This window comes from Lacibacter sp. (assembly GCF_035299325.1).
Lineage (GTDB): Bacteria > Bacteroidota > Bacteroidia > Chitinophagales > Chitinophagaceae > Lacibacter.
In genome coordinates this window covers 79,828-104,557 of the sequence record NZ_DATGWT010000018.1, presented here as the reverse complement: position 1 = coordinate 104,557, position 24,730 = coordinate 79,828, and the positions used below count along the sequence as shown (strand labels likewise).

18 protein-coding genes are annotated in these 24,730 nt (G+C 40.5%); 5 read left to right on the top strand and 13 right to left on the bottom strand.

The window, feature by feature from the left end; genetic code table 11:
- Positions 1-23: 23 nt before the first annotated feature.
- The 4 genes from VK159_RS11405 to VK159_RS11390 form a co-directional block, all read right to left on the bottom strand.
- Positions 24-5,237 carry an FG-GAP-like repeat-containing protein gene (locus VK159_RS11405; RefSeq protein WP_324230262.1) on the bottom strand — a complete coding sequence of 1,738 codons (5,214 nt, stop codon included), beginning with the start codon at positions 5,235-5,237 and terminating at the stop codon, positions 24-26.
- Positions 5,238-5,417: 180 nt separating this feature from the next.
- On the bottom strand, positions 5,418-5,876 hold the full coding sequence (locus VK159_RS11400; RefSeq protein WP_324230261.1) for a hypothetical protein: 459 nt from the start codon (positions 5,874-5,876) through the stop codon (positions 5,418-5,420).
- 58 nt (positions 5,877-5,934) lie between these two features.
- Entirely contained in the window at positions 5,935-6,279 is a 345-nt protein-coding gene (locus VK159_RS11395) for a hypothetical protein (RefSeq protein WP_324230260.1), read from the bottom strand.
- A 30-nt stretch (positions 6,280-6,309) separates the two neighbouring features.
- Positions 6,310-6,516, bottom strand: coding sequence for a hypothetical protein (locus tag VK159_RS11390; protein ID WP_324230259.1), 207 nt, complete (start codon positions 6,514-6,516; stop codon positions 6,310-6,312).
- A 137-nt stretch (positions 6,517-6,653) separates the two neighbouring features.
- Between VK159_RS11390 and VK159_RS11385 the strand changes: the two genes are divergently transcribed.
- On the top strand, positions 6,654-6,866 hold the full coding sequence (locus VK159_RS11385; protein WP_324230258.1) for a helix-turn-helix transcriptional regulator: 213 nt from the start codon (positions 6,654-6,656) through the stop codon (positions 6,864-6,866).
- Between the two features lie 35 nt (positions 6,867-6,901).
- Positions 6,902-7,162, top strand: a complete 261-nt coding sequence (locus VK159_RS11380; RefSeq protein WP_324230257.1) for a hypothetical protein — start codon at positions 6,902-6,904, stop codon at positions 7,160-7,162.
- A 40-nt stretch (positions 7,163-7,202) separates the two neighbouring features.
- On the opposite strand, the gene VK159_RS11375 is transcribed toward VK159_RS11380, so the two are convergent.
- The 3 genes from VK159_RS11375 to VK159_RS11365 all read right to left on the bottom strand — a co-directional run bounded on the left by VK159_RS11375 (position 7,203) and on the right by VK159_RS11365 (position 9,619).
- On the bottom strand, positions 7,203-7,928 hold the full coding sequence (locus VK159_RS11375) for a superoxide dismutase (protein WP_324230256.1): 726 nt from the start codon (positions 7,926-7,928) through the stop codon (positions 7,203-7,205).
- A 222-nt stretch (positions 7,929-8,150) separates the two neighbouring features.
- Positions 8,151-8,444, bottom strand: coding sequence for a hypothetical protein (locus VK159_RS11370; protein WP_324230255.1), 294 nt, complete (start codon positions 8,442-8,444; stop codon positions 8,151-8,153).
- Positions 8,445-8,662: 218 nt separating this feature from the next.
- A complete protein-coding gene (locus VK159_RS11365; protein WP_324230254.1) occupies positions 8,663-9,619 on the bottom strand; it encodes an AraC family transcriptional regulator in 957 nt (318 codons plus the stop codon).
- 247 nt (positions 9,620-9,866) lie between these two features.
- Between VK159_RS11365 and gyrB the strand changes: the two genes are divergently transcribed.
- Both gyrB and VK159_RS11355 read left to right on the top strand, forming a co-directional pair.
- Positions 9,867-11,864: a DNA topoisomerase (ATP-hydrolyzing) subunit B gene (gyrB, locus tag VK159_RS11360; protein ID WP_324230253.1), complete on the top strand. Its 1,998-nt coding sequence runs from the start codon at positions 9,867-9,869 to the stop codon at positions 11,862-11,864.
- Positions 11,865-12,041: 177 nt separating this feature from the next.
- Positions 12,042-12,239, top strand: coding sequence for a hypothetical protein (locus VK159_RS11355; RefSeq protein ID WP_182802350.1), 198 nt, complete (start codon positions 12,042-12,044; stop codon positions 12,237-12,239).
- Positions 12,240-12,305: 66 nt separating this feature from the next.
- Here VK159_RS11355 and VK159_RS11350 read toward each other — a convergent pair whose 3' ends face one another.
- The 3 genes from VK159_RS11350 to mfd form a co-directional block, all read right to left on the bottom strand.
- Entirely contained in the window at positions 12,306-12,962 is a 657-nt protein-coding gene (locus VK159_RS11350) for a hypothetical protein (protein WP_324230252.1), read from the bottom strand.
- Positions 12,963-13,087: 125 nt separating this feature from the next.
- A complete protein-coding gene (locus VK159_RS11345) occupies positions 13,088-13,453 on the bottom strand; it encodes a DUF4870 domain-containing protein (protein WP_182802352.1) in 366 nt (121 codons plus the stop codon).
- Positions 13,454-13,621: 168 nt separating this feature from the next.
- Complete coding sequence (gene mfd / locus VK159_RS11340) at positions 13,622-17,041, bottom strand: transcription-repair coupling factor (RefSeq protein ID WP_414672828.1); 3,420 nt, start codon at positions 17,039-17,041, stop codon at positions 13,622-13,624.
- Between the two features lie 201 nt (positions 17,042-17,242).
- Here mfd and VK159_RS11335 point away from each other — a divergent pair, with 201 nt between their 5' ends.
- The gene (locus VK159_RS11335; protein ID WP_324230250.1) at positions 17,243-22,273 is read left to right on the top strand and encodes a S8 family serine peptidase; all 5,031 of its coding nucleotides are present in this window, start codon (positions 17,243-17,245) and stop codon (positions 22,271-22,273) included.
- A 76-nt stretch (positions 22,274-22,349) separates the two neighbouring features.
- On the opposite strand, the gene VK159_RS11330 is transcribed toward VK159_RS11335, so the two are convergent.
- The 3 genes from VK159_RS11330 to VK159_RS11320 form a co-directional block, all read right to left on the bottom strand.
- Complete coding sequence (locus VK159_RS11330; protein WP_324230249.1) at positions 22,350-22,700, bottom strand: hypothetical protein; 351 nt, start codon at positions 22,698-22,700, stop codon at positions 22,350-22,352.
- 116 nt (positions 22,701-22,816) lie between these two features.
- Entirely contained in the window at positions 22,817-24,274 is a 1,458-nt protein-coding gene (locus VK159_RS11325) for a glycine--tRNA ligase (RefSeq protein WP_324230248.1), read from the bottom strand.
- A gap of 105 nt (positions 24,275-24,379) precedes the next feature.
- Positions 24,380-24,721 (bottom strand): nucleotide pyrophosphohydrolase, encoded by a 342-nt coding sequence (locus VK159_RS11320; RefSeq protein ID WP_324230247.1) that lies wholly within the window; start codon positions 24,719-24,721, stop codon positions 24,380-24,382.
- Positions 24,722-24,730 lie beyond the last annotated feature (9 nt).

Genomic DNA, 24,730 nt, shown 5'->3' with positions numbered 1-24,730 from the left:
TAGACCCTTACCTCTTCCTTCTTCTATTTCTTCATAATCTTAAAATGTATTTTTTTATGCTGCGTATTTTCAAGTATAACCATATATAACCCTCCTGGTAAAGCAGAAGTATTCACAGAGAGTGATGTTTTGTTTTCTGCAGCCAACACTGGTAAAACCTGTTTCCCTTCGATACTGGCTATTGTCACTGTCTTCCATTTGTCTGTCAATCTCAGTTTGTCAATAACCAATACATTGCTTACAGGGTTCGGATAACAACGGATACCATACGCCGAAGCTGATACATTATCAATGCTTGTAACAACACTATTTAATTTGTTACGGTAAACAGCAGTTACAAGTCCTGAAAAAGAAACCAGTAGGTCTGTTGCGCCATCCATATCTATATCACAGGCCAATCCAGTAGATCCATAGTTGTTGCCGGTTTGTATATCAAATCTTGGTTGCAAACTGAAATTTCCCGGTGTACTTACATTCTTAAGCAGCGAGATAGATCTTGGTTCGTAGATATTTACGGAACATAAATCAGGTTTACCATCTCCATCCCAGTCTCCAACGCATAGTGTGTTAGGGCCATAGCTCGTAACAAATTTCACACTGCCATCGATCGAAAAATTGCCAGGTGTGCAGTTATTGGGATATATATGTATATCCGAACCATTAATGTTCGATACGACTATATCTTGTTTCCCGTTACCATCCATATCTGTTGTCGCTATCCCTGTCGGCCAGTTACCACCGGGATATTCTTTTCTGTTGGCAAATCGTATAGAACCAGGCACACTGATATTAGGATAAACATTAATTGTTGTAGCTGTTGCTACTATTTCAGGTTTGCCATCACCATCCAAATCTTTTAAATCCAGCATATTACCATAGCTGAAAAGACCATAATTTACAGGCTGTTCGAATTTGATAACCCCTGCGTTTGAGTTATTTCTATATATGGTAACAGATTTTGAACTATAAGCAATCAGCACAATTTCCGGCTTGCCGTCAAGGTCAATATCTCTCACTTTTATTTCCCTCGGCCAGACAATTGCAGGATCAAAACTTAGGATGGCAGGAGACGCTAATGTAATAACTCCAGGGGTGCTGGTATTTCGAAATATGTTCACACTGGAGTTAGAGAAAACAATAATGTCCGGTTTCCCATCACCATCTAAATCTGCAACTTCGGGTCTGGAGGAAGTAAAACCCAAAGGAAATAATACATTACTCGCAAAGTTAATAACGCCTGCTGTGCTGTTGTTACGGGAAATAGCAAGAGAATTACCATATGCAAGCACTAAATCATTTTTACCGTCATCATCAATATCAGCCATATTGGCTAGTGTCCCTTCATTACGAAGAATAGGTGGGTCAAATAAAGCAGAAGAGAAAATAGCTGGACCACCGGGAAAGGTTAAATTAAACTGTGTTGGGGCCCAAGCTGTCAGGCCATCGGTTGTTACACTAAGATCATCATATTTAATCCCGGCTGGGATACTTATTGTTAATGAGGTTTTACTTGCATTTATAACCGGCGCTTTGATGCCCCCTACACGTACAATGTTTTTGGATGCAATGCTATCAAAATAATTTCCGGTGATGGTTACTATCGTACCTGCAGGACCGGAAGCAGGAGCTATTGATGTTACTAACGGAGGAAACTTATAAACAAAACTATAACTAACTGCTGAACCATAATTGTTGGTCACAACCAATGCACCGGAAGCGCCGTCACCCACAATCGCTGATATTTCTGTAGTGGAGTTTACAGTATAAGAAGCCGCAGGCACACCTCCAAAACTTACAGCAGATACATTTGAAAAATTACTACCGGTTATGGTTACAACGGTGCCGGATTCCCCAATAGTAGGGCTGAAAGAAGTAATGAAAGGAGCAGGTTTTACATGATTCATGTAAATTGTTAAGCTACGGTTAGGTTCAGAAATCACCGCCAGATCTGGCTTCCCATCTTTATTAAAATCACCTGCAGTATGATAGTGAAACCCCCGGAAATCTCCGGGTGTGAACCGAACAGGTTGCGCAAAAGATACATTACCATTTACAGTTGTATTTTTTAATATCTGCAAATTGTAATTCAAAAGATTAAGACCAATATCCGGCCTCCCATCACCATCGAAATCTTCTGTAGTTATTCCCTCTGGAGCTGATGTTGCATCAAATTCTTTTACTGTATCAAACTGAATAGTTCCCCCATTAGTAATGTTACGAAAAACAGCAGCTTTATGTTTATCATTTCCGGCAAATACCAAGTCAGATTTTCCATCCCCATCGAAATCTGCAGTACTGACACTGGCGTGCGTATAACCAGGAAAAATTTGTGAACCTGTAAATGATATATTACCTTTTGTACAGCTGTTCTTCATTACAACAAATTTGTTTTCTACTGCATCAGGAATAATTAAATCAGGTTTGCGGTCATTATTCAAATCCTCCAGTAATATATTTCTGCCTCCGCCCGCTGCGAAGCTAACCGGAGCTGCGAAATCAATTGCTCCGGGTTCGCTGATATTCCTGAAAACACCTACCAGTCCTGCTGGATAGGTGCTGGTTACAATATCAGGCTTGCCGTCTCCATCTACATCTTTAACAGCTGTGCCTGAAACCGAATTGGCAGCTGATAATGAATAGCTATTAACAAAAGAAAGATTGCCGGGCACCGATGTATTACGTAAAATTGTTGTCTTAGAAATAATATCTGGTTTCCCATCGCCGTCAATATCAGCTACCGTTACAGAGCCATAATCAAAACCAGTTAAATCCAATGGGCTTGCAAATACAGGTTTGCTTCCGGTACTAACATTGCGATAGATTAACAGTCCATTGTCAATAGAATAATACCCATATTTACTAATGATAATATCTGTTTTCCCATCACCATCTAAATCTGCAGAACTAATTCCTGAAGCGCCATTCGTATTTGTACTGATTAAAGTATCTGCTTTAAATGACGTAGTATCTATAGTGCCTCCTTCTGCAAAAATCAGAGAAAATGATTTGGGAGAGTAAGCAATTAGATTATTGCTGTTAACAGTAATATAACCAGACACAGCACCTGTTGGTATCGTTATATTTATGGAAGTAGCGGATGCGCTGTTAATAATTGCTTTAATGCCACCAATGTAAACCACATTATTAGCAATACCTTCATTAAATCCAGTTCCTGTAATTGTAATTGAACTTCCCACAGGTCCGGCTTGCGGGGTAAAAGAAGTTATTACAGGCGGCGGAAACCACGTAAAAGTGCCCTTCGATGAATGACCACCAGGTCTCGTGACAACCACATCGCCAGATGAACCTGCTCCCACAATAGCCGTTACGCTTACCGAGGAATTAATTTTGTAAGAAAGTACACGTATACCTCCTACTGTTATTAACAACGTATCGGAAAATGAAGTTCCGGTTATTTTCATGACTGTACCCTGTGTACCTTTCGTTGGAGTAAATGAGCTGATAGTTGGTATAGCAACAAAACCTGTAAGTGTAGCAACGCCTCCGGGTGTTTTAACAACCACAGATCCATCGTTTCCTGAAGGAACAATGGCAGTAATCTTGGTATCGCTAACTACCGTAAACGATGTAGCCGGTACTCCGCCAAAACTTACAGCAGATGCATTGGTAAAATTTGATCCGGTAATCGTAACAGTGGTGCCTGCTGTTGCAGACGTTGGTAAAAAAGTTAAGATAGACGGAGCTGGTATAAAAGTAAATCCGGGTAAACTGCCACTGCCTGTTGCGGTTACAACTCTAACGCTTCCTGTGGCGCCGCTGCCTACTATGGCTTTAATAGTAGTTGAAGATTGCATTGAAAAACTCGAAGCAGCAACATTGCCGAAGTAAACCGCCTTTGTTCCTGCGAAATTAGTACCTGTAATTATCACTTCAGTTCCGGTTGCGCCGGTTGTTGGCGTAAATGAAGCAACTGATACGGGAGGATAAAAACTCTGGTACCGAACAGCCGTATCGCTGAATATACCATCGGACACAATCAACCTCACGGTATCGTATAGGCTGTTTACGTTATGGGTATAGCTTGCATTAAAAGTAGTAGCAATGGGAGTGCTGTTCACCAACCATTGATAACTGTAATTACTCTTTGAATGATTAACTAAGGATATTTTTCCACTGGCAGCAAAACCCGTTGAATCTATGATAAAATACGCTCTAGGTAAAGGGGTACCTCCACCATTGGTAGTAATTTCAAGAAATCCATGCCCGCCACCGGCCCAAAATTGATTAGTGCTGTAAAAATGTAAATCGTTATGAGAGTAGTTGAGATAAGCAAAAGAGTTATTCTTTTGTAAAGGTTCCCAAACGGCACCACCATCGGTGGTTTTATATACTTTAAATAACCCTGAAAGTGCATAACCTGTATTGTTGTCAATAAATTTCATTCTTATGCCGGCAAATGAAGCTGCCAATGGATTGTTTTGTAAAGTCCAGTTTGATCCGCCGTTTGTTGTTTTATACACGTATCCTTCTCCGTTATTCCCGGTCATAGTTATCCAGCCGGTGTTACTGTTAAGGAAAGTGGCATAAAACAACATGCCATCAGTTAAAGCAGGAATTGTAAGTGTTTGCCAGTTGTTGCCTCCATCACTGGTCTTAATAAGCTTGTTTTTAAGAATTCCTGAAGAAAATGCATAAACAGTATAATCATCCGGCGCATCCAAATAAGAAAAATAACTTCCTGTCATTATTTTTACGGGCGACCATGTTAAACCCTTATTAGTAGTTTTTAACACCCTGTCTGCATCTATCGCATATCCTGTAGTTGCATTTTGAGGAAAAATCATATCGGTAATACCACCGGTAAGTGAGAGAGGGTTATACTGATCATGATATACAAGTTTAAACGATGTGCCGCCATTTACTGAATATAAAATAGCTGGCACCAATCCATAATCACCATAAACAATTAGTGTATTCTTATCAAATGCTTTTACCCCGTTTATCCCAAACCCAAACGTAAGGTTAACATCCCAATAACCGTTATAATCTACATTGGTCAGCGTAATTGCTTTACGGGTAAACGTATGACCGCTGTCTGATGTAAACCCGATCCAATCTCGAAAGGCCACAAAACCTTCCTTTTCAGAATAGAAACTGATTTTATAAATTTCATTCCCTTCAACGCTGTCGGTATACACCGTCCGCATTTGTGAATAGCCTGCAACAGATAAAATTAATAGTAACAACGACAAGAAAAAGGTAGCCTGTGTTCTCATATTTAGGTATTGACTGACAAATTGTAATTATACCCCAAATTCAGCATAATTCGGAGAGCCAAATGTAATCTTTGTGAAAGCAATTTACAAACAAGTAGCCACTGCCCAAGTAGGCTCTAAATATTACGCAATACGGAAACAAGAGCTTCTTACCACTTAGAACTTCTTACAACTTAGAACCTAAAACTTAGAACCAATCTCCCCCGGAAACGCCGTCACAACCCGCCCTCCAGCATCAGTTATCACCGTCAGGAATTTTACTGCATGGCCATTACGGTCAAACCCTATCACCTCACCTGCATCCAGCTCACGGTAAAACTGAATGCTGCCATTCATTAGTCTGGCCTCAGCCGCCGAAGCATCTCTCAATAATTCAAGTAAGCGGGGAAGAGAAACATGAAACTTCCCTTTTGATGGATGACGATTGATCTTGTAGTAATGCCCTTCCAGTATATGCGCCAGCGCACTTACCGTCAGGTAATAAGTTTGCCGCTGGTATTTCCGCTGGCCGGCAACCGGTACAACATGAAAAAGACGTTTACTCATTTCTTCCATCCATTCCTGCGTATCAGCCAGCACAAATAACATCCGTATCCACTCCTCTTCTATAAAACCACTTTTTAATTGATGCTCTTCCATAACAACTGTATTGTAAAATCATAAATCCTACATCATACATTCTACTATCCACTACCGGCTACCGGCTTTTTCCTTGTGCCTTCCTCTTGTATTTTGTTTTTTGGATTTTCTTTCTTCCGCCTTGTTCCTTGTGCCTTCTCCTCTCTTCCACCCACATTGCTTCAATCATTCTCTCCACCTGATAATAAAACCAAAGCACATGATCCCGTTCTCTTGCCGTATCATAATAACTGTTGTCTTTGGTCAGCGCAATTTCTGTTAATGCACCAAGGTGATTACGTATCTCATCAAGATGATAGGCACCAAAAAAATCAGCAATGATTTGCTTTGTTGCTTTTTGTTCCTCATCCGTTAATCGAACAGGTATCCGTTCAAAACCTTTTGGCAAATGACAACTGAACATGGTAAATAGTGTTTCGTTAGATTGATAAACTCATGGTGTTTTTACCTTCGCTTGCTTCTTTATGTAGGAACTATAAGTTGCCTTGAATTCAACCATCTCGTCCTTTAGTTTCTTATTGGCCTTACGTAGCAATTCCGTCTGTGTTTTCATAACACTTAATAAATCATGCATGGCACTCAGGTTTTCCAATTGACAAAAAACGAGTTCTTCCAGATCAGCCTTCGTATAGTTCCTCATGAAGAGCATTTAGCTCAAAAATATTCATTTTATGCTTTAAAAGCAAATTATTTAGCCTTAAACACTAAATATAGCAATTTTTTGCTTTGGGCATTCTGCTTATTTTACAGAATAATCACTGTTAAAGGCAATTTTTTATGACAACAGAAAAGAAAGCAGCTAATAGAATTAAGGCTGTTTTAGCTGAAAGATCGAAGACTAATAACTGGCTTGCTGAAAAATTAAATAAAAACAGGACCACTGTTTCCAAATGGTGCACTAACCAAATGCAACCAACAATCGAAACGCTTTTTGAGATTGCAGAAGCGTTAGATGTAGACGTAAGAGAATTACTCGTTTCAACAAAATAGAATTTAAGTAATAGTATCTGAGCTAAAAAAATATTATGGCTAAAATTAACCTTGACGCACTCATACAAAGAGAAGATTTTGAAGTACAGGACACGATAAATCCTGCTAAGAAAAAAGAAACCATCTCGATCGAAGACCTAAAAACGGATTCCTTTTTTTTCTCAAGTATTAGGAAGCCGGATTTCCAACGTGAAACTAACGAATGGGATGCTAAGAAAATTGCTGATTTTATTGAAAGCTTTTTAGATGGAGATTTTCGTCAGCCCGGGGTCTGGCATAGCCGACCCCGGGAGTGAGAATTTCTTATCGGTTGTTGCCCTCATCAACCAATAAAAATCACTTAATATGCAATGCCGCATTCAACCGCTCTGCCACATTATCCCAATTGATGATCTGCAACATCGTATCAACAAAATCGGCCCGTTTATTTTTATACTTCAGGTAATAAGCATGTTCCCAAACATCAATTACCAGTAATGGGATAACACCCCACTGCGTTAATTTTTCATGGTTCTCACATTGAAGAATAGTAAGCTTATCAGAATAAGGTTGGTAACCCAAAATACCCCAACCATTACCATCTACGTTCTTTGATGTGGCGGCAATATATCCTTTCAGTTTATCGTAGCTCCCGAAATCTTTTTCAATACGTTTCAGCAATTCACCCGAAGGTTCATTCTTTTTATTGGTAAGATTTGTCCAGAAAATAGTATGCAGCACATGCGAAGAAAAATGATAAGATAATTTCTTTGTCCAGTAATCAACCGTTTCAAAATTATTTTCATCCATTGCTTTTCTGATCTTTTGCAGGTCAACATTGGCTGCTTTTACAGCGCCTCCATGATGAAAGATATGATGCAGGTGAACTGTTTCTGCATCCATATAAGGTTCTAAAAAAGATTCACTATATGGCAATGAAAGATGTACAAAGTTCCCTGACGCATCGGTAAGCTTGTCAATAGGGCTGTTCTCCAAACCCTGTGCATACACACCGTTTGCACCAGCCAGTATAACGGAACCTGAAGTAAGTACCGAACCTTTCAAAAATGATTTTCTGTTCATATAACCGGTTTAATGAAAATGCTCTGCAAAGCTGCTGCAAATGAGCTTTGTTATTTTTCTCATCTAAATTAATGCAATCACTTTTCCTGGAGCAATAACAACAGTTATATAATCAACAATGCTTCTTGTCGCAATGATAATAATAGCTCTGGTTAATGCACTAATAACAGCCCTCGTTATTTTCTTATCGGTTGCTGTCTTCACCAACTGAAATAAAATACGCTACTTATTTTTCGCATGAAACTCTCTTATCGCTGCATGGTAAACACTCTCCCCTTTTTTCAACTTCGCAGCAAACGCTTTCTTCTTCACAGGATCATGTAAAATAGCTTGCGCATAGGCAACCGCTTTGGCAAATTGTTTTCGGTTGGCTTTCTGCGCCTTGCTTGGTTTTACATTACTCATATCAGGGTAAGCAGTAATTACCGTCTTCTTACCATACTGTTTTACAACAAACTGCTTACCGATCTGCCCTCTTACCTGGCGCAGTAATAAACTGTTTGTGCTTTGTGCCATAGCCTTGTTTTTAGTAATACTAATTTAACTATTATGGCTGGCAAATGCAAGTTTCCTTCGTTCATCCTTCGTTGATTCTTCGTAAGTATAAGCAGATATAAATATTGTTTCTTACTATTTACAGCATCTTTAAGGCAGTTAACCTTGCTTTTATTCTTCGGATAATGACGCTGTAAAACAGTACTTACAAAAAGAGAAGAAATAGAGTTTGTCGAAAATTATGACCTGAAGAGAAGTTCACATGGTTTTAAACCCGTGTGCTTTTTAAACGCAGTAGAAAAGTGTGAGATAGAGGAATAACCGAGTAATGCACTTACTTCGGTAACGCTTAATCCTTTTTCGTATAAAAGATATTTAGCGTGTTCCATTCGCTGGCTCTGGTAGAATTCGAAGATAGTAGTGCCGAACATTTCTTTGAACCCTTTCTTCAGATAACATTCGTTGGTGCCAACTTTACGGCTCAATTCTTTAATGGTGATGGGCTCGCCAATACGTTGCAATAAAATTTCCCTTGCCTGCAGAATAGTATCTTTTGCGTTATCTGTTGCAAGAAAACGGCAGACAAAACTTTCCTCGGCTTTCTGATCAGTTAAACATTCTAAACCATACAACAGCAATGTTTGCAACTGGCTGTTTACATAAATATTCTCCAGTGCATTACTGTAGTTGTGCTGTAACAGGTTTTCCAATACCGTTCTGATGCGGCTGCAAAGATTAACGGTTGTGCTGAACGATTGTTTTTCCTTAAACGCAAGCACACGCTCACTTTTTGTTGTAATGGTTTTTCCTTTTACAAATGGAGTGAGATAGGACGGGGAAAAACGGAACATGAATACATCAATCGTAGGTTCAGCTGTACAATCATCCGAAGTTTTTTTACAAACCCCGTTTGCGCAGGTTTTGCTGTTACAATATTTATTACCGTTGATGCAGAATCGCAGCTCAATGTTTCGCTCCTTTGATTGCTGTGGATGCGAATTATAAACGAGAACTGCTGTGTCTTCCGGAGTTACATGTGGGAGCAATTTGTAGCGATAAATACCATACTGCACCGAGCCGGGAATTTGTTTTTCCTTTTCATACACGAGATCCAGCTCATGCGATAAGAGCGGGTTTCGGTTGGCGAGTGTGAGTATGTCGTTCAATTGCTGCATCGGTGGGCAAAGATAGGTCATAAAGCAGGGCTACTATCATGGGCTATTGACAGAGTTTTGTCATGTTTTTGAAGGAAAAAAGAACCGCCGTGCCTTCTCCGTTTTCAAGAATTCCACAACCTGTTCCAAACGCTTCATTTTCAGTAAGAAAATTGTGGATTTCTTGCTGTAAAATCGGCTTTAAAAATCGCTTCAAGCGCTGCCTTTTCCGTACATTTGTCCGAATATATTTTCACCACTCCCAATCAGATTTTTTGAGAATCATTATATGAGCACAGAGTTAACAGACTTACAGGAAAAAGCCATCAGCGCAGCAGCGCAAAATGCAGGTTATGGTGCCGATAGTATCCAGGTTTTAGAAGGTTTAGAAGCGGTTCGTAAGCGTCCCGCCATGTATATTGGCGATATCAGTGAAAAAGGTTTGCACCACCTCGTGTATGAAGTGGTCGACAACTCAATTGATGAAGCATTAGCAGGTTATTGTAAAAACATTACGGTTAACATTCATGAAGATAACAGCATCAGTGTGCAGGATGATGGTCGTGGTATTCCCACAGCCATGCATACAAAAGAAAAACGTTCAGCTCTTGAAGTTGTAATGACTGTGTTGCACGCCGGTGGTAAGTTCGATAAAGGTTCTTACAAAGTATCAGGTGGTTTGCATGGTGTGGGTGTAAGTTGCGTTAACGCATTATCATCTAAACTGCAGGTAACCGTTCAGCGTGAAGGAAAAATATTTGAGCAGGAATATCGCATTGGTGTTCCTCAGTATCCTGTTCGTGAAGCAGGCGTAAGCGATATTACAGGTACAAGAGTTCATTTCTGGCCCGATACGACCATCTTCACCGCATCTGTTTATAAAAAAGAAATTCTTGAAGCACGTTTACGTGAATTATCATTTCTGAATAAAGGCATCCGCATTATCCTCAACGATCTTCGTGAAGTGGATGAGAGTGGTGCAACTTACAGTAACACATTCTTCAGCGAAGGCGGTATCACCGAATTTGTAGAATTGATCGAGAAGAATGGTAAACGCAGTCCGCTGTTACCACAAGTGATCTACATGGATGGCCATGACCCTGAGAGTAATGTAGCAGTAGAAGTGGCGATGGTGTATAATGACTCGTACAGTGAACATATCTTCTCCTATGTAAACAACATCAACACCATTGAAGGAGGCACTCACGTAACAGGTTTCCGCAGATCAATTACCAGAGTGTTTACATCATACGGTAAAAAAGAGGGCTTATTTGAAAAAGCCAAAGTAGATGTTGAAGGTGATGATTTCCGTGAAGGATTAACTGCTATCATTTCGGTGAAGGTTCCAGAACCTCAGTTTGAAGGTCAAACAAAAACCAAGCTCGGTAACAGCGAGGTAAGTGGTATTGTTGAAACATCGGTAAGCCGCACACTCGAAGCTTATCTCGAAGAAAATCCAAGAGAAGCAAAGAACATTGTTCAAAAAATTATTCTTGCAGCACAGGCAAGAGCAGCAGCAAAGAAAGCACGTGAACTGGTGCAACGTAAAACCGTATTAAGCGGTGGCGGTTTGCCCGGTAAACTTGCCGATTGCTCTGATCGTGATCCTGAACGTTGCGAATTATATTTGGTCGAAGGTGATTCGGCGGGTGGTACTGCAAAGCAAGGCCGTGACCGTAGTTTCCAGGCCATTCTTCCTTTACGTGGTAAAATATTGAACGTAGAGAAAGCAATGGAGCATAAGATCTACGATAACGAAGAGATCCGCAACATGTTTACAGCTCTTGGTGTAAAGATGGGCACTCCTGAAGATCCAAAAGCGTTAGACATCAGCAAGCTTCGTTATCATAAGATCATTATCATGACGGATGCCGATGTGGATGGTAGTCATATCGCCACATTGATCCTAACTTTCTTCTTCCGTTATATGACGGCGATTGTTGAGCAGGGTTATCTCTATCTCGCACAGCCACCGTTATACCAGGTGAAGAAAGGAAAGGAAATGGCTTATGCGTGGAATGAAGAAGAACGCAAAGCTTACGTTGCCCAATTCGGTGCAGGTAAAGAAGACAGTGTGGGCGTACAACGATACAAAGGTTTGGGTGAAATGAATGCCGACCAGTTATGGGAAACAACCATGAACCCGGGAACACGTGCGCTGAAGATGGTTACGATTGAAAGTGCAGCAGAGGCCGACAGGGTATTCAGCATGCTTATGGGCGATGAAGTTGCTCCAAGAAGGGAGTTTATTGAAAGCCACGCCAAGTACGCAAACCTGGACATCTAAGGCGGAATTTTATACAAATCATGCAAGCGGCCCGTCAATCCGGGTCGCTTTTTTATTGATTTTCAATGCATAGCGGCTGTGGAAAGCATTTTGAGCCCTTTTTTAGCGAAAATCTGTACTTTAGCCCGAACCGAGTGACGGTAATTATTAACTAACCCCCTCATAAAAAATTAAATTATGGAATTAACAGCGTATAACGTAAAGACAAAAGAAAAGAACGTTCCTATCCAGAATGCAGTAGTTGAGCGTACAGCTAAAGGTGGATACATTGCTAAAGGTGATGATGGAAAAGGTAACAAACTCACTGCCTTATTAGGCGAAGCAAAAGCTCTGGCTGCAATTGCTGCAGGCACTGCAAAAAAAGGCTGGGATTAATTTTATTCTACCCATAAAAAAAGTCGTTCTGCTAACGTAGAACGACTTTTTTATTGACAGGATTCTTTATAAAGGAAATCTTCTTGCAATAGCTCTTGTTACATTTTGAATGGACTGCTGGAACGGATAGTTCCAATCGGTTTGATTAGTAAAGCGTGTACTCCACACAGTATATCCTTCTTTCACAAGAGCACTACTCACAAACATATCACTTGTGCGTGCCATTCCTGTTGGCACACCAATGCCCGGCACGGTACGGTTAAGAATACCACCTACTACATCAACACCCATTGCAACTTCATTACTGAGGATATGGTTCTGTGTTACCTTGGTTGATACTACTGCATCAACACCCAGTATTTTTGAAAGCTCTGCAGGATCCATTTGCCAGGATGCAGAATCAGTGATGCCTTTTTCCTCCAGTAGTTTTTTAGTACGCTCTGAGCTTTGAAATTGAACCTGCGAGTAGCGACGAAGGCGGGTATCAACATACTGCACCAGGTCGATATACAAAGCACGGTTTAGAAACGTTGTATTTTTTGCAACCATCTCACTCACCTGTTCAGGCGTTAATTTCTTTGGAATGTTTCCGGTTACTTCTAATTGAGCAGGAAGAATAGCAATAGTACGGATGTTATATTGCTGCACCCTTTCCATCATTCGTTTTCTTGCGCAGGAAGTAATCAATAATGAAAGAGAAATCAAGAGTAAAACTTGTTTCATAAAGTTTCGGTTTTTATTGAATAATACAATGTGTCATAGATATTGGAACAATTGCAGTACCAAAATTAATAAAGGCTTTCGTTTATGAAAGCCTTTATCAATGAATTAACTTAAAAAAAGTAAAACTACTTGATGAATCTGATCGTGAAAGGATAACGGTAAAGCACATCATCAGCCGCTTTTACGGCCGCAATGATGTAAATAATAAGCGAACCTATACCAATAGCAATCAAAAAGAAAATACCTATGATTATAAATATCAGTGGTATGCAGATGATGCAATAGATAACCACGCTGATTCCGAAATTCAATGCTTCTTTGGCATGCTCACCTACATAACGTGATTCATTCCTTTTTACAAGATATATGATTAACGGAGCGAGGATGGAAAAGAAGATGGATAGTACATGTGTGAGAATTGCGATAGAGCGCTCGTCGCTGCTTACCTGTGCGTACCTGATCTCACTCGAATTTGCAAAGTTTTGTTCCATGAATGAAGGTTTAATGTTTTAAAAAATGATCGGTTAAAGATGGAAGAAACAGCAACTTTGTACAATTAAAAATAAGAATAAATTGGGTGGATTCAGAAAAAGTACCCATTTATTCAACTGGAAGTTTTCCTGCTTGATAAAAAGGGAAAAATCTGTCGATGAGAAGACTTACGCAGTAACCGGCTTTTCAACCACGGCTGCATGCATACGGGTGAGGAGACGAAGCAATGCTTCCATCCCATCCATATCCCGAACAACCAACAGGAATAGTTTACCTGTTTGTTTCAGTTGTGCTTTGTTGAGTGAAGTTTGCACAAACTGCATGATACCCTGGAACACCGGTGATTCAAAATAAGGCGAATCAGGATTATTGATGAAGTAGCAACGCAGCGTTTGTTCTTTCAGAGTCATTTTTTCAAAGCCGAGTTCAACCGCCAGCTTACGGCAACGAACAGTTGTAAACAGATCCTCTACCTGCGATGGTATGGGGCCAAAACGATCGATGAGTTCTTTATGGAATTCGATCAAATCATCTTCGGTTTCACAGTTATCCAATCTTGTATACAAACTCAAACGTTCTGCAATACTTTCTACGTATGCATCCGGAATCAAAATTTCAAGATCAGTATCAATTACACAATCCTTCACATAATTTTCCTGCTGCTGAATTTCTTCTTTAAACAGCTCACGGAATTTCGTGCGTTTCAATTCACGGATAGCTTCGTCCAACACCTTCTGATACATTTCAAACCCGATCTCTGCCATGAAACCACTCTGTTCACCACCGAGCATATTGCCTGCACCACGTATATCAAGATCACGCATCGCAATCTGGAAACCGCTTCCCAACTCACTATGTTGTTCTAATGTTTGCAAACGTTTTCTCGAATCGTTTGGCAGTGTACTCATAGGTGGCGCAAGCAAATAGCAAAATGCTTTTTTGTTGCTTCGGCCTACCCGTCCACGCAACTGGTGCAGATCACTTAAACCAAACTGGTGTGCATTGTTGATCATGATGGTATTCACATTGGGAATATCAACTCCGCTTTCAACAATGTTCGTGCAAACCAACACATCATATTTTTTGCCGATAAAATCGAAGATGCGCTCTTCAAGATCATGACCTTCCATTTGTCCGTGTGCAAAACCAATGCTGAGGTCTGGACACAAACGTTGAATGATGGCAGCCATTTCAGCCAATCCAGCAATTCGGTTGTGAATGAAAAAGACCTGTCCGCCACGTTCTGTTTCATAATAAACTGCATCACGAATAAAATCTTCCTGGAACACCTGCACTTCGGTCTGTATGGGCTGACGGTTGGGAGGCGGCGTATTCATGATGCTCAGATCCCTTGCACCCATCAAACTAAACTGCAATGTACGTGGAATAGGTGTTGCCGTTAGTGTAAGTGAATCCACATTCGTCTTCAACGTTTTGATCTTTTCCTTATGACCAACGCCAAATTTCTGTTCCTCATCCACTACCAGCAAACCAAGATCTTTAAACTTTACATCTTTGGCCAACAGCGCATGTGTGCCAACAATGATATCCACTTTTCCTTCCTGTAATTTCTGATAGGTTTCCTTTTTCTCTTTTGCTGATTTGAAACGATTCACATAATCAACCGTAACAGGAAAATCTTTCAATCGCTCCTGGAATGTTTTATAATGTTGATAGGCAAGAATGGTTGTGGGCACCATGATAGCAGCCTGCTTGCCATCGCACACTGTTTTAAATGCAGCACGAACGGCGATCTCTGTTTTACCAAAGCCTACATCGCCGCACACTAAACGATCCATGGGTGATGGAGCTTCCATATCTTTTTTTACATCGGCCGTTGCTTTACTTTGGTCTGGTGTGTCTTCGTACATAAACGAAGCTTCCAGTTCTGTCTGCAAATAACTATCCGGTGTATGCTGAAAACCTTGTTGTGCTTTACGCTGAGCATACAGCTGAATGAGATCGAAAGCGATTTCTTTTACTTTTGTCTTCGTTTTCTCTTTTAACCGCTGCCATGCATCACTGCCCAGCTTGTTGATCTTAGGCACACTTCCCTCCTTGCCCGTATATTTCGAAATTTTATGCAGTGAATTAATATTCACATACAAAATATCGCTGTCTTTATAGATCAAACGCACCGCTTCCTGCATTACACCATTCACTTCTATTTTCTGCAGACCACTATATGTTCCAACTCCATGGTCAATATGCGTAACGTAATCGCCGGGCTGCAATTCTTTTAATGCACGAATGGTAAGTGCCTTGCTTTTATTATATGCCTGCTTTACTTTATACTTATGATAGCGCTGGAAAATTTCATGATCGGTATAACAAACAACTTTTAAGTCTTCATCAATAAAACCTTCATGAATAGCTAATGCAATTGGTGTGAAAGGTATCTCTGCTTTGAGATCAGCAAAAATGCTGTGAAGTCGTTCCAACTGCTTGGGGTTCTCTGCAAAAATGAATATTTCAAATTTCTTAGCACCCCAACTTTTCAAGTCATTAATGAGTAATTCAAACTGTCGGTTGAACGCCGGTTGATGTTTGGTATGATACTCCAGTTCAAACCTGTTCTTCTGTTCAACTGTATTTAACAAGTGTGGTTCGTAACCAAACTCTATCGTATGATGTTGCTGTATCTGTTCTTCAACAATTGCAGCAGTAATAAAATCCTGTTCATTCAAATCGATCTTTTCCAATCGCTCATCATCATCACGCTCCTGTTTGGAAACAGGCAATTTCAAAAACTGCTCCATGTCTTCTTCCATAGTGAGCAATCGTTCTTTCATCACATCAAAATCCTTCACCCATACAATGGTATTCTCCGGTAAAAATTTAAACAGCGAAACTTTCTCGCCACTTTCAAATTGTGTTTCCACATTGGGAATGATGCTCACCTGCGCTAACCTTCGTTCACTCAACTGCGTTTCGGGATCGAATATGCGGATACTGTCTACATCATTACCAAATAACTCCAGACGATAGGGCTTTTCATTACCAAACGAATAAATATCGAGGATGCCGCCACGTACTGCAAATTGTCCGGGCTGATACACAAAATCGGTTCGTTCAAAACCAAGATCAACCAGAAAGCCCATCAAATTATCAACGTCTAATGTGTCGTTGGTTTTGATGAGCAGCATATTGCCTTGCAGTTTTTTTGGCAACACAACTTTCTCAAACAAGGCGTCGGGATAAGTAACGATGGCGCCGACACGCTGACCGGTGGGCATGGAAAATTTCGTCAATGCTTCGGTACGCAACATCACATGCGATGAATTAAGCAAACGAAAATTCTTTGGATGTTTGAATGATGAAGGGAAGTAAAAAAGGTTGAGTTCCTTGGTGATACTTTCCAGTGAATTGTGGAAGTAAGCCGCCTCTTCTGCATCGTTTACAATAAACACATGATTGAACTGTTCAAGCGAAGAATGGTTAAAAACCGATGCTGCCACGAACTGAGATGAGCTTCCCAGCAGGTTTTTAAGGTAGATCCGTTGAGTTTGGGAAAAAGAAAGCCTGTCCGCCAGTTGAAAAAGGCGGGGATCATCATTAAATTTTTTCTGCAACAACTCAAAATTCACAGGCTGCAAAGATACGGTTAGAATAAGGATTTTAGCGCATGTCTGTTTGTTTGGAAGGCTTCCTTTTTCGGGAAAGAATACCTATTTTTGAACTGAATCCAAATCTGTAAAACCTACTTCATGAATTACCGCCATCCGTATGTACAGCCATACTCTTGTTCATTCTGGCAACTACACCATTTTATTTACCTGTTCAGAAATATGAAAAAAGCTTTATTGCTAACTGTTTTATTGTGCAGTTTCGATTCATTAATTGCCCAAAAGAAGATCACCACACTGCGTTTAAAAGCAGGCGATGTTGCTATCCAGGGAAATATGGAGGCAGAGACCATCACAAAAGAATTCAGGAAAGGTCGATTTGGAGAATGGACGTACAGTGTTCTTGCTTTTGAAAAACCTGTTACGAATGCACAACAACTTGCATTGAAAGGAATGGGAATTGAATTATTAAGCTACCTGCCTGACAATAGCTACCAGGTGCGCATGAAAAGGATGCCGATGTTTTCGCAGCTTTTTGGTGCGGGTGTAAGAGCAATGATCAATATGCCCGGTTCGGCTAAGCTAGGCCGTGAGTTGAATACGCTCTTGCCATCTCAGCAACCTGAAACAATATTGTTGCTTAATCTTCAGTTGCAACCCGGTATAAAATGGAATGAAGTAAAAGAAACACTGGCGGGTTACGAAGTTGTATTAACAAAATCAGACTATCTCAACCAGGGGCTTGCACAAGTGAACGTTCCTGCTAAAAATATTACGGCGGTCAGCAATTTGCCTTTTGTTTCTTTTTTAAACGCATCTTTTTTGCAACCAACGCCGTTGAATCAACGTGAAAGAGGTTTATTTGGGTTAACGAATCTTACAAGTTCAGAAGTTGCCGGTAGAAATTTAAGTGGACTTGGGACCACTGTTGGTGTTGGAGATAATGCAGATCCACTTCATCTTGATAACACAAAAAACGTACTAAACAGGAATCCTTCCTTTACAACAAATAACCATGGCCGGCAGGTAACAGGTGTTGTTGGTGGTGATGGGCTTATCGAAGAAAGATATAAAGGTGTTGCGCCTAATAGTTTATTGATCGTTGATTACTTTGATCTGGTTCTTACAAAATCAGCAACTTATTTTTCTGATTTTGGAATGACAGTAACCAACAATTCTTATTTCAATGGCTTGGCCGGTTGTCCCGGGAATAGTGATTACAATGAGTTGAGCGTTTATGTTGATCAACAGATCTATAACAATCCTTTTTTGCAACACATTTTTTCAGCTGGCAACGATGGGCAACGTGTTTGTTCACCCTATCCACTTTCATTTGCAACAATCAAGAGCGGATACCAGGTTGGCAAGAATGTTCTTGACGTGGCCGATTACCATGTTGGTACAGATGTATTAAATCTCAGTTCAAGCAAAGGCCCTGTTGAAGATGGACGGTTAAAGCCAGAGATAACAGCAAGTGGTGTAAGTGTAGTTACAACAAGCAATAACAACACTTATGCTCAAGGCTTTGGTACAAGTTTTTCATCTCCTTACATTGCAGGAGTATGGGCTTTACTTACAGAACGTTACAAACAACTGCATGCGAATGCTCTTCCTAAATCAGCATTAATAAAAGGGGCACTTTGTAATTCAGCAGATGACAGGGGTAACTCAGGACCAGACTATAGTTATGGATTTGGTCTTGTGAACCCTCGTAGAGCAGTTGAAGTGTTGGAAAATAACCGATACTTCACCGGTACTCTTTCAACTGCCGGCACTTCATCACAGATCATTGCTGTTCCCGCAAATACCAGGCAGGTAAAAGTATTACTGTACTGGCACGATAAAGAAGCTTCGCCTCTTGCATCAACTGCATTGGTCAACGATCTTGATCTTTCTGTTACTGATGGTGTAACCACTTACCTTCCATGGATACTTAATCCATCACCTGCAACTGTAAACAATCCAGCAGTAAGAGGAGTTGATCGTATCAATAATATTGAGCAGGTTACAATTGACAATCCCGGAGCAAACATCAGCATTAACGTCAGTGGTTTTAATGTGCCGAATGGTCCGCAGGAATATTTTGTAGTCTATGAATTTTTGAAAGATGAAATTGTTCTTGAACATCCCTATGGTGGAGAACGATTTGTTCCCGGAGTTGAAGAGATCATTAAATGGAATGCAAAAGATAACGGCACAAATGCTTTTACAATTGAAGTATCAGTTGATGATGGTGCTACCTGGAGTATAGTTGATGCAAATGTTCCGGCCGATCAACATCGTTACAGATGGTTTGGCGTTCCCAATACCCCAACAAACAAAGGAAAGATAAGGGTTTCAAGAAACGGTGGCGGTGCATCAGCTACATCACCTGGAAATTTTACCATATTAGCACAACCTGTTGTTACTGCAACCGTTCCCTGCGAAGGTTATGTAAATCTTTCATGGACGGCTGTTACTGGCGCTACGGATTATGAAGTACTACAATTAAATGATGGTGCGTTTTCATCATTAGGAACAACCAACACATTGACCTATCGTGTGAGTGGATTGAATAAAACACAAACTTACTGGTTTACGGTTCGTGCAAGAATGACTGATTCATTGGGCCTGCGTGCAATTGCACGAAGCATCACACCTTCATTTGCTACAGCATGTACTGCTGCGGAGTTTGATAATGATCTAAAAATAGATTCATTACTTTCTCCTGTTCATGGCAGAGAAAATACAAGTATTGGTTTAACAGCAACACAACCAATTACGGTACGCATCAAAAATCTTGACGATGTTGCAACAAGCAGTACCTACACTATTTCTTACCAGGTAAACGGAGGCACTGTTGTAACAGAATCTTCTGCAGTCTCCATTGCTGCTAATTCAACTGTGAATTATACATTTTCCGCAACTGCAAATTTATCAGCTCCCGGAATTTACAATATTAAAGTAACCGTGAAGCAAACAGGTGATACACAAACAGCTAATGATGAACTCACTTATGTTGTAAAACACGTTGCGAACCCGGCAGTGAGCTTACCTTTCGCTGAAACTTTTGAAGCAACTGGGAATGATGAATACAAAACAAATTTCTTTGCATTAACAAATGCTGATCGGTTTGATTATTTAAATACGTCAAATGGCAGGCTACGCACATTTGTTAACTCAGGTGTTGCGGTCAACGGAAGTAAAGCTATTACACTTGATGCCATAAATTATAGTGGTGTGCTGGCAGGAAACAGTGTTACGGGCACCATTAACCTCAGCAGTTACACAGCAACACAAGGCTTACGTTTTGATTTCAACTTTAAAAATCACGGACAGTTAAAACAACCGGGTACTGGTGTGTGGATGCGTGGAAGCGATACCCAACCTTGGGTACTCGTGTACAATCTCTCTAACAATCAAGGCAACCTCGGTGAAGTAAAACGTGTAAGTATTAACATCAACGAACTTGGACAAACAGTAAGTTCAAGTTTCCAGGTCCGGTTCGATCAGATAAGCAGTACATCAGCTAACAATGCAACGTATGATATTAATGGATATGATCAGGATGATGGATTTACGTTTGATGATATCCGTATTGTGCAGACAAGTAATGATGTGTTGCTTACACAATTGGTAGCGCCTGATACATTTAATTGCACTCCGGGAAATGCAAACATCACGATCAAAGTAAAAAATACCACGGCTACTACTTTCACGAATGTTCCGGTTTATTACCGTATCAATAATGGAACAGCTGTTGCCGGATCAATTCCTTCTTTGGCAGCAAATACAGAGCTTGATTTTACATTTCCAACACAAGCCGATCTTTCTGCATTCAAGGCATATGAAATTGATGCGTGGGTGCATCTCATTGGTGACGATTATCCTGTGAACGATAGTATTAATAATCGGTTTGTTTACAGCAGTCCTGTGATCAGTTCGTTTCCTTATCTCGAACGCTTTGACAATTCTAATGGAAACTGGTTTACTGATACAGTCAGTTACAGCAGCTGGCGTTGGGGCATTCCTTCTAAAACATTGATGAAGCGTTCTGCCAGCGAGGGTAAAGGTTGGTTCACAACACTTAACAGTATCTATAAACAAAATGAAAATTCTTATCTCTACTCACCTTGTTTCAATTTAAGCAGCTTAACACAGCCGGTTTTAAGTTTCAGTCATATTACTCAGCAGGAAGATAATTGCAATTGCGATTATCACACGTTGGAATACAGTACCGACAATGGAAACACATGGCAACGATTGACTGCAACCAACGGCACTAACTGGTTTGATTCATCAGTAAATCAATCATGGAAAAAAAGTATTCAGCGTTGGCATGTGTCAAGTACTGAAGTGCCGAATGCTTCCAACATCCGTTTCCGTATTTTCCTTTCAAGTGATGAAGCAGCGCAATATGAAGGTATCGGCATTGATGATATTCACATCTTTGAAAAAGCAACGATCTATACAGGTACTGATATATTAAATATCAATCAATCAGTAAGTGGAAATAACTGGATACATTTTAACAATGGCGGAACAAGGATAGCATCCATCCATCCAATGGGACAAAATCTTGGCAGTACTGATGTAAGTGCATATATCAATTCAGGGCCTGTTCGCACAATGAACAATCAATATTACCTCGACCGCAACCTGGTAATCCGTTCATCTATTTCACCAACTGATAGTGTACTTATACGATTCTATTTTACAGAACAGGAAGCAAAAGCTTTGATTGATGCAACCGGCTGTGCTCTGTGCATCAAACTTACTGATGCATACCTGGCAGCAGTTACAAAATACAACGGCAGTGCTTCCTTTGAAAACGGAATATTAAATGATGGAGCAGATGGAACCTTCCAATTTATTGACTCAGGAAAGGTTGATGTAGTACCCTTCAACAATGGTTATTACGCAGAGTTTAAAGTGAAAAGCTTTTCTGAATTCTGGATCAATGCAGTGGATATGGGTCTCACGCAAACAGTTACTGATGTGAATGATGTAACCGGGACAGGAATTTTTATTAAAAATGTTTATACCGATGATGCCGGCGGCTTGTTCATTAATGCAGGTAACAAAACACAGATACGTGAAATGAATATCCGTATCGTAAACGCCATGGGCCAGGAAGTCATGAGCAAACTAACCTCTTACTCCGATACAAGGCTCAACATCAACATCCTTTCAAGTGGCATCTACTTTGTTGAAATAAGAGACAGAAAAGGTAAAGAGCAGTTCGTGAAAAAGATCGTAAGAACTACAAACTAAATAAGACGAGATTTCTGCAAACAGAAAAGTCCCCCGATAGTACGGGGGACTTTCCTTTTGTATGTTGTTGCAAGTTTTAACCGATTTTCCCGAGAGGTATTTTTCTTACTTTTTCATCTTCTTCCTCATCGATGTGTGAAACGGGGTAAGGAATTTTTGCTTTTTCTAATGTTTCAGCCAATTGCTTATTTGTTTTTGCAAAATGAAGTATTTCTTTGTGCGCTGCCAACATTTCATCTTCCAATTCCAGTATCCTCTTTTCCTTCGACATCACCTGTTTTTTACCGATCCTGATTCCAATAAAGCCGACAACAAGCATAATTGCTGCGAAGAGAATTACATGGATTTCAAGGGTCGATTGCGTAATGCCGAAAATTCCACCTAAAGTGACACCGAGGATTTCAAGGGTTAATTGAGTAAGGTTCATTTGTTCCTTTGTTTTGTTCTCAACTTCATCGTCAGGAAACGATTTTATTGATTTGGGTATACAATTAAATTATGTATAAGTTACTTATCGACGGCAAATTAGTTCACTTTCGCCAACTATGCAACTGTATTGAGGATAAATTGTTTAACGGCAGATAACGGAATGCGTTCCTGCAGCAATGTATCCCTGTTCCGGATGGTCACGGTATTGTCTTCTTTGGTCTGATGATCGACCGTTACACAGAAGGGTGTTCCAATGGCATCCTGTCTGCGGTAGCGTTTGCCGATGGTGTCTTTTTCCTCGTAAAAACAGTGGAAATGAGGACGACACTCCTTCACAAGCTGCTCGGCAATTTCAGGTAAACCATCCTTTTTCGTGAGTGGGAAAACAGCCAGTTTAATGGGGGCTATTTTCACCGGCAAGCGCAAAACGGTCCTTATTTCTGTTTTTCCCTCCTCAGCGGTAGGCACTTCTTCCTCGTGGTAAGAATTACTCAAAACAGTCAGGAACAAACGATCCAGACCAACCGATGTTTCCACTACATACGGGATATAATTACCAAAAGGTTTTCCTTCCGCATTCAGATCATTATCGAAATACTGCATTTTCTTTTTGCTGAATTCCTGATGGCGGCGCAGATCGTAATCAGTACGGGAATGAATTCCTTCCAGTTCTTTCCAGCCAAAAGGAAATTCAAATTCAATATCTACAGCAGCATTGGCGTAATGCGCCAACTTGATATGGTCGTGAAAACGGAGTTTTTCAGCCGGAAGCCCCAAATCTTTATGCCATTGCAAACGGGTTTCCTTCCATTTTGCATACCAATCAAGCTCAGTGCCGGGGCGAACGAAGAACTGCATTTCCATTTGTTCAAACTCCCGCATACGGAAAATGAACTGGCGGGCAACGATCTCGTTACGGAAAGCTTTTCCTGTTTGAGCAATACCGAATGGAATTTTCATCCGTCCGCTTTTTTGCACATTCAGAAAGTTTACGAATATACCTTGAGCCGTTTCGGGGCGCAGGTACACAATATTATCTTCGGGATTATCGCTCGATACGGCTCCGAACTCAGTTGAGAACATGAGGTTGAACTGGCGCACATCGGTCCAGTTAGCCGTGCCGCTTACTGAGCACTTAATCTTGTTTTCTTCAATTAATTGTTTGATCCCCACAAAATCATCTGCAGCTAACAACTGTTCCATTTTGGCGATCAATGCAGCTGACTCGGAGTCAGAAAGCGTTTCTGCATGCGCTTCAATCAGGTGATCGACACGGTAACGCTTTTTGCTGTCTTTGTTATCGATCATGGGATCGCTGAAATTATCAACGTGGCCACTGGCTTTCCAGGTGGTGGGGTGCATAAAAATGGCTGCGTCAATACCAACGATATTGTCGTGCAGCTGGGTCATGCTTTTCCACCAGAAATCACGGATGTTCTTTTTCAACTGGGCACCTAGCTGACCATAATCGTACACCGCACTTAAACCATCATAAATTTCAGATGACTGGAAAATATAGCCATACTCTTTTGAGTGGGAGATAATGTTTGCAAAAAGCTTCTCGTTCGCCATGTTCGCTGTTTTTGAAGGTGGGCAAAGATAAGTGTTTGAAGGCGCAAGACGAAAGGAACAAGGAACAAGAAAGAAAATCTAATATCTACATTTCAAAGCACGGGCTCATTTCAACTTTTCATTCTCCTGGTGCCGGTTTGCATCCCTGTTATTCTTCTTTTCAAAATTCTTTTGCAGTGCTTCTGTCAGATCAACACCGGTTTGATTGGCCAAACAAATGAGTACCCACAATACATCAGCTATTTCATCGCCCAACTCTTTTCCTTTATCACTTTCTTTAAATGATTGTTCGCCATACTTCCTCACCATCAAGCTCGACAACTCTCCCACTTCCTCCATTAAAATACCAAGATTGGTGAGTTCATTAAAATAACGAACACCAACTGTTTTTATCCATTGATCAACATCAAGTTGTGCCTGCTTAATTGTAAGTTCTGCTTTCATCATTTTCAAATT

What these genes read in the sequence shown, in the direction of transcription:
- VK159_RS11405 (WP_324230262.1), bottom strand. Translation starts at nt 5,237, where the DNA reads ATGAGAACACAGGCTACCTTTTTCTTGTCGTTGTTACTATTAATTTTA.
- VK159_RS11400 (WP_324230261.1), bottom strand. Translation starts at nt 5,876, where the DNA reads ATGGAAGAGCATCAATTAAAAAGTGGTTTTATAGAAGAGGAGTGGATA.
- VK159_RS11395 (WP_324230260.1), bottom strand. Translation starts at nt 6,279, where the DNA reads ATGTTCAGTTGTCATTTGCCAAAAGGTTTTGAACGGATACCTGTTCGA.
- VK159_RS11390 (WP_324230259.1), bottom strand. Translation starts at nt 6,516, where the DNA reads ATGAGGAACTATACGAAGGCTGATCTGGAAGAACTCGTTTTTTGTCAA.
- VK159_RS11385 (WP_324230258.1), top strand. Translation starts at nt 6,654, where the DNA reads ATGACAACAGAAAAGAAAGCAGCTAATAGAATTAAGGCTGTTTTAGCT.
- VK159_RS11380 (WP_324230257.1), top strand. Translation starts at nt 6,902, where the DNA reads ATGGCTAAAATTAACCTTGACGCACTCATACAAAGAGAAGATTTTGAA.
- VK159_RS11375 (WP_324230256.1), bottom strand. Translation starts at nt 7,928, where the DNA reads ATGAACAGAAAATCATTTTTGAAAGGTTCGGTACTTACTTCAGGTTCC.
- VK159_RS11370 (WP_324230255.1), bottom strand. Translation starts at nt 8,444, where the DNA reads ATGGCACAAAGCACAAACAGTTTATTACTGCGCCAGGTAAGAGGGCAG.
- VK159_RS11365 (WP_324230254.1), bottom strand. Translation starts at nt 9,619, where the DNA reads ATGACCTATCTTTGCCCACCGATGCAGCAATTGAACGACATACTCACA.
- gyrB (WP_324230253.1), top strand. Translation starts at nt 9,867, where the DNA reads ATGAGCACAGAGTTAACAGACTTACAGGAAAAAGCCATCAGCGCAGCA.
- VK159_RS11355 (WP_182802350.1), top strand. Translation starts at nt 12,042, where the DNA reads ATGGAATTAACAGCGTATAACGTAAAGACAAAAGAAAAGAACGTTCCT.
- VK159_RS11350 (WP_324230252.1), bottom strand. Translation starts at nt 12,962, where the DNA reads ATGAAACAAGTTTTACTCTTGATTTCTCTTTCATTATTGATTACTTCC.
- VK159_RS11345 (WP_182802352.1), bottom strand. Translation starts at nt 13,453, where the DNA reads ATGGAACAAAACTTTGCAAATTCGAGTGAGATCAGGTACGCACAGGTA.
- VK159_RS11335 (WP_324230250.1), top strand. Translation starts at nt 17,243, where the DNA reads ATGAAAAAAGCTTTATTGCTAACTGTTTTATTGTGCAGTTTCGATTCA.
- VK159_RS11330 (WP_324230249.1), bottom strand. Translation starts at nt 22,700, where the DNA reads ATGAACCTTACTCAATTAACCCTTGAAATCCTCGGTGTCACTTTAGGT.
- VK159_RS11325 (WP_324230248.1), bottom strand. Translation starts at nt 24,274, where the DNA reads ATGGCGAACGAGAAGCTTTTTGCAAACATTATCTCCCACTCAAAAGAG.
- VK159_RS11320 (WP_324230247.1), bottom strand. Translation starts at nt 24,721, where the DNA reads ATGATGAAAGCAGAACTTACAATTAAGCAGGCACAACTTGATGTTGAT.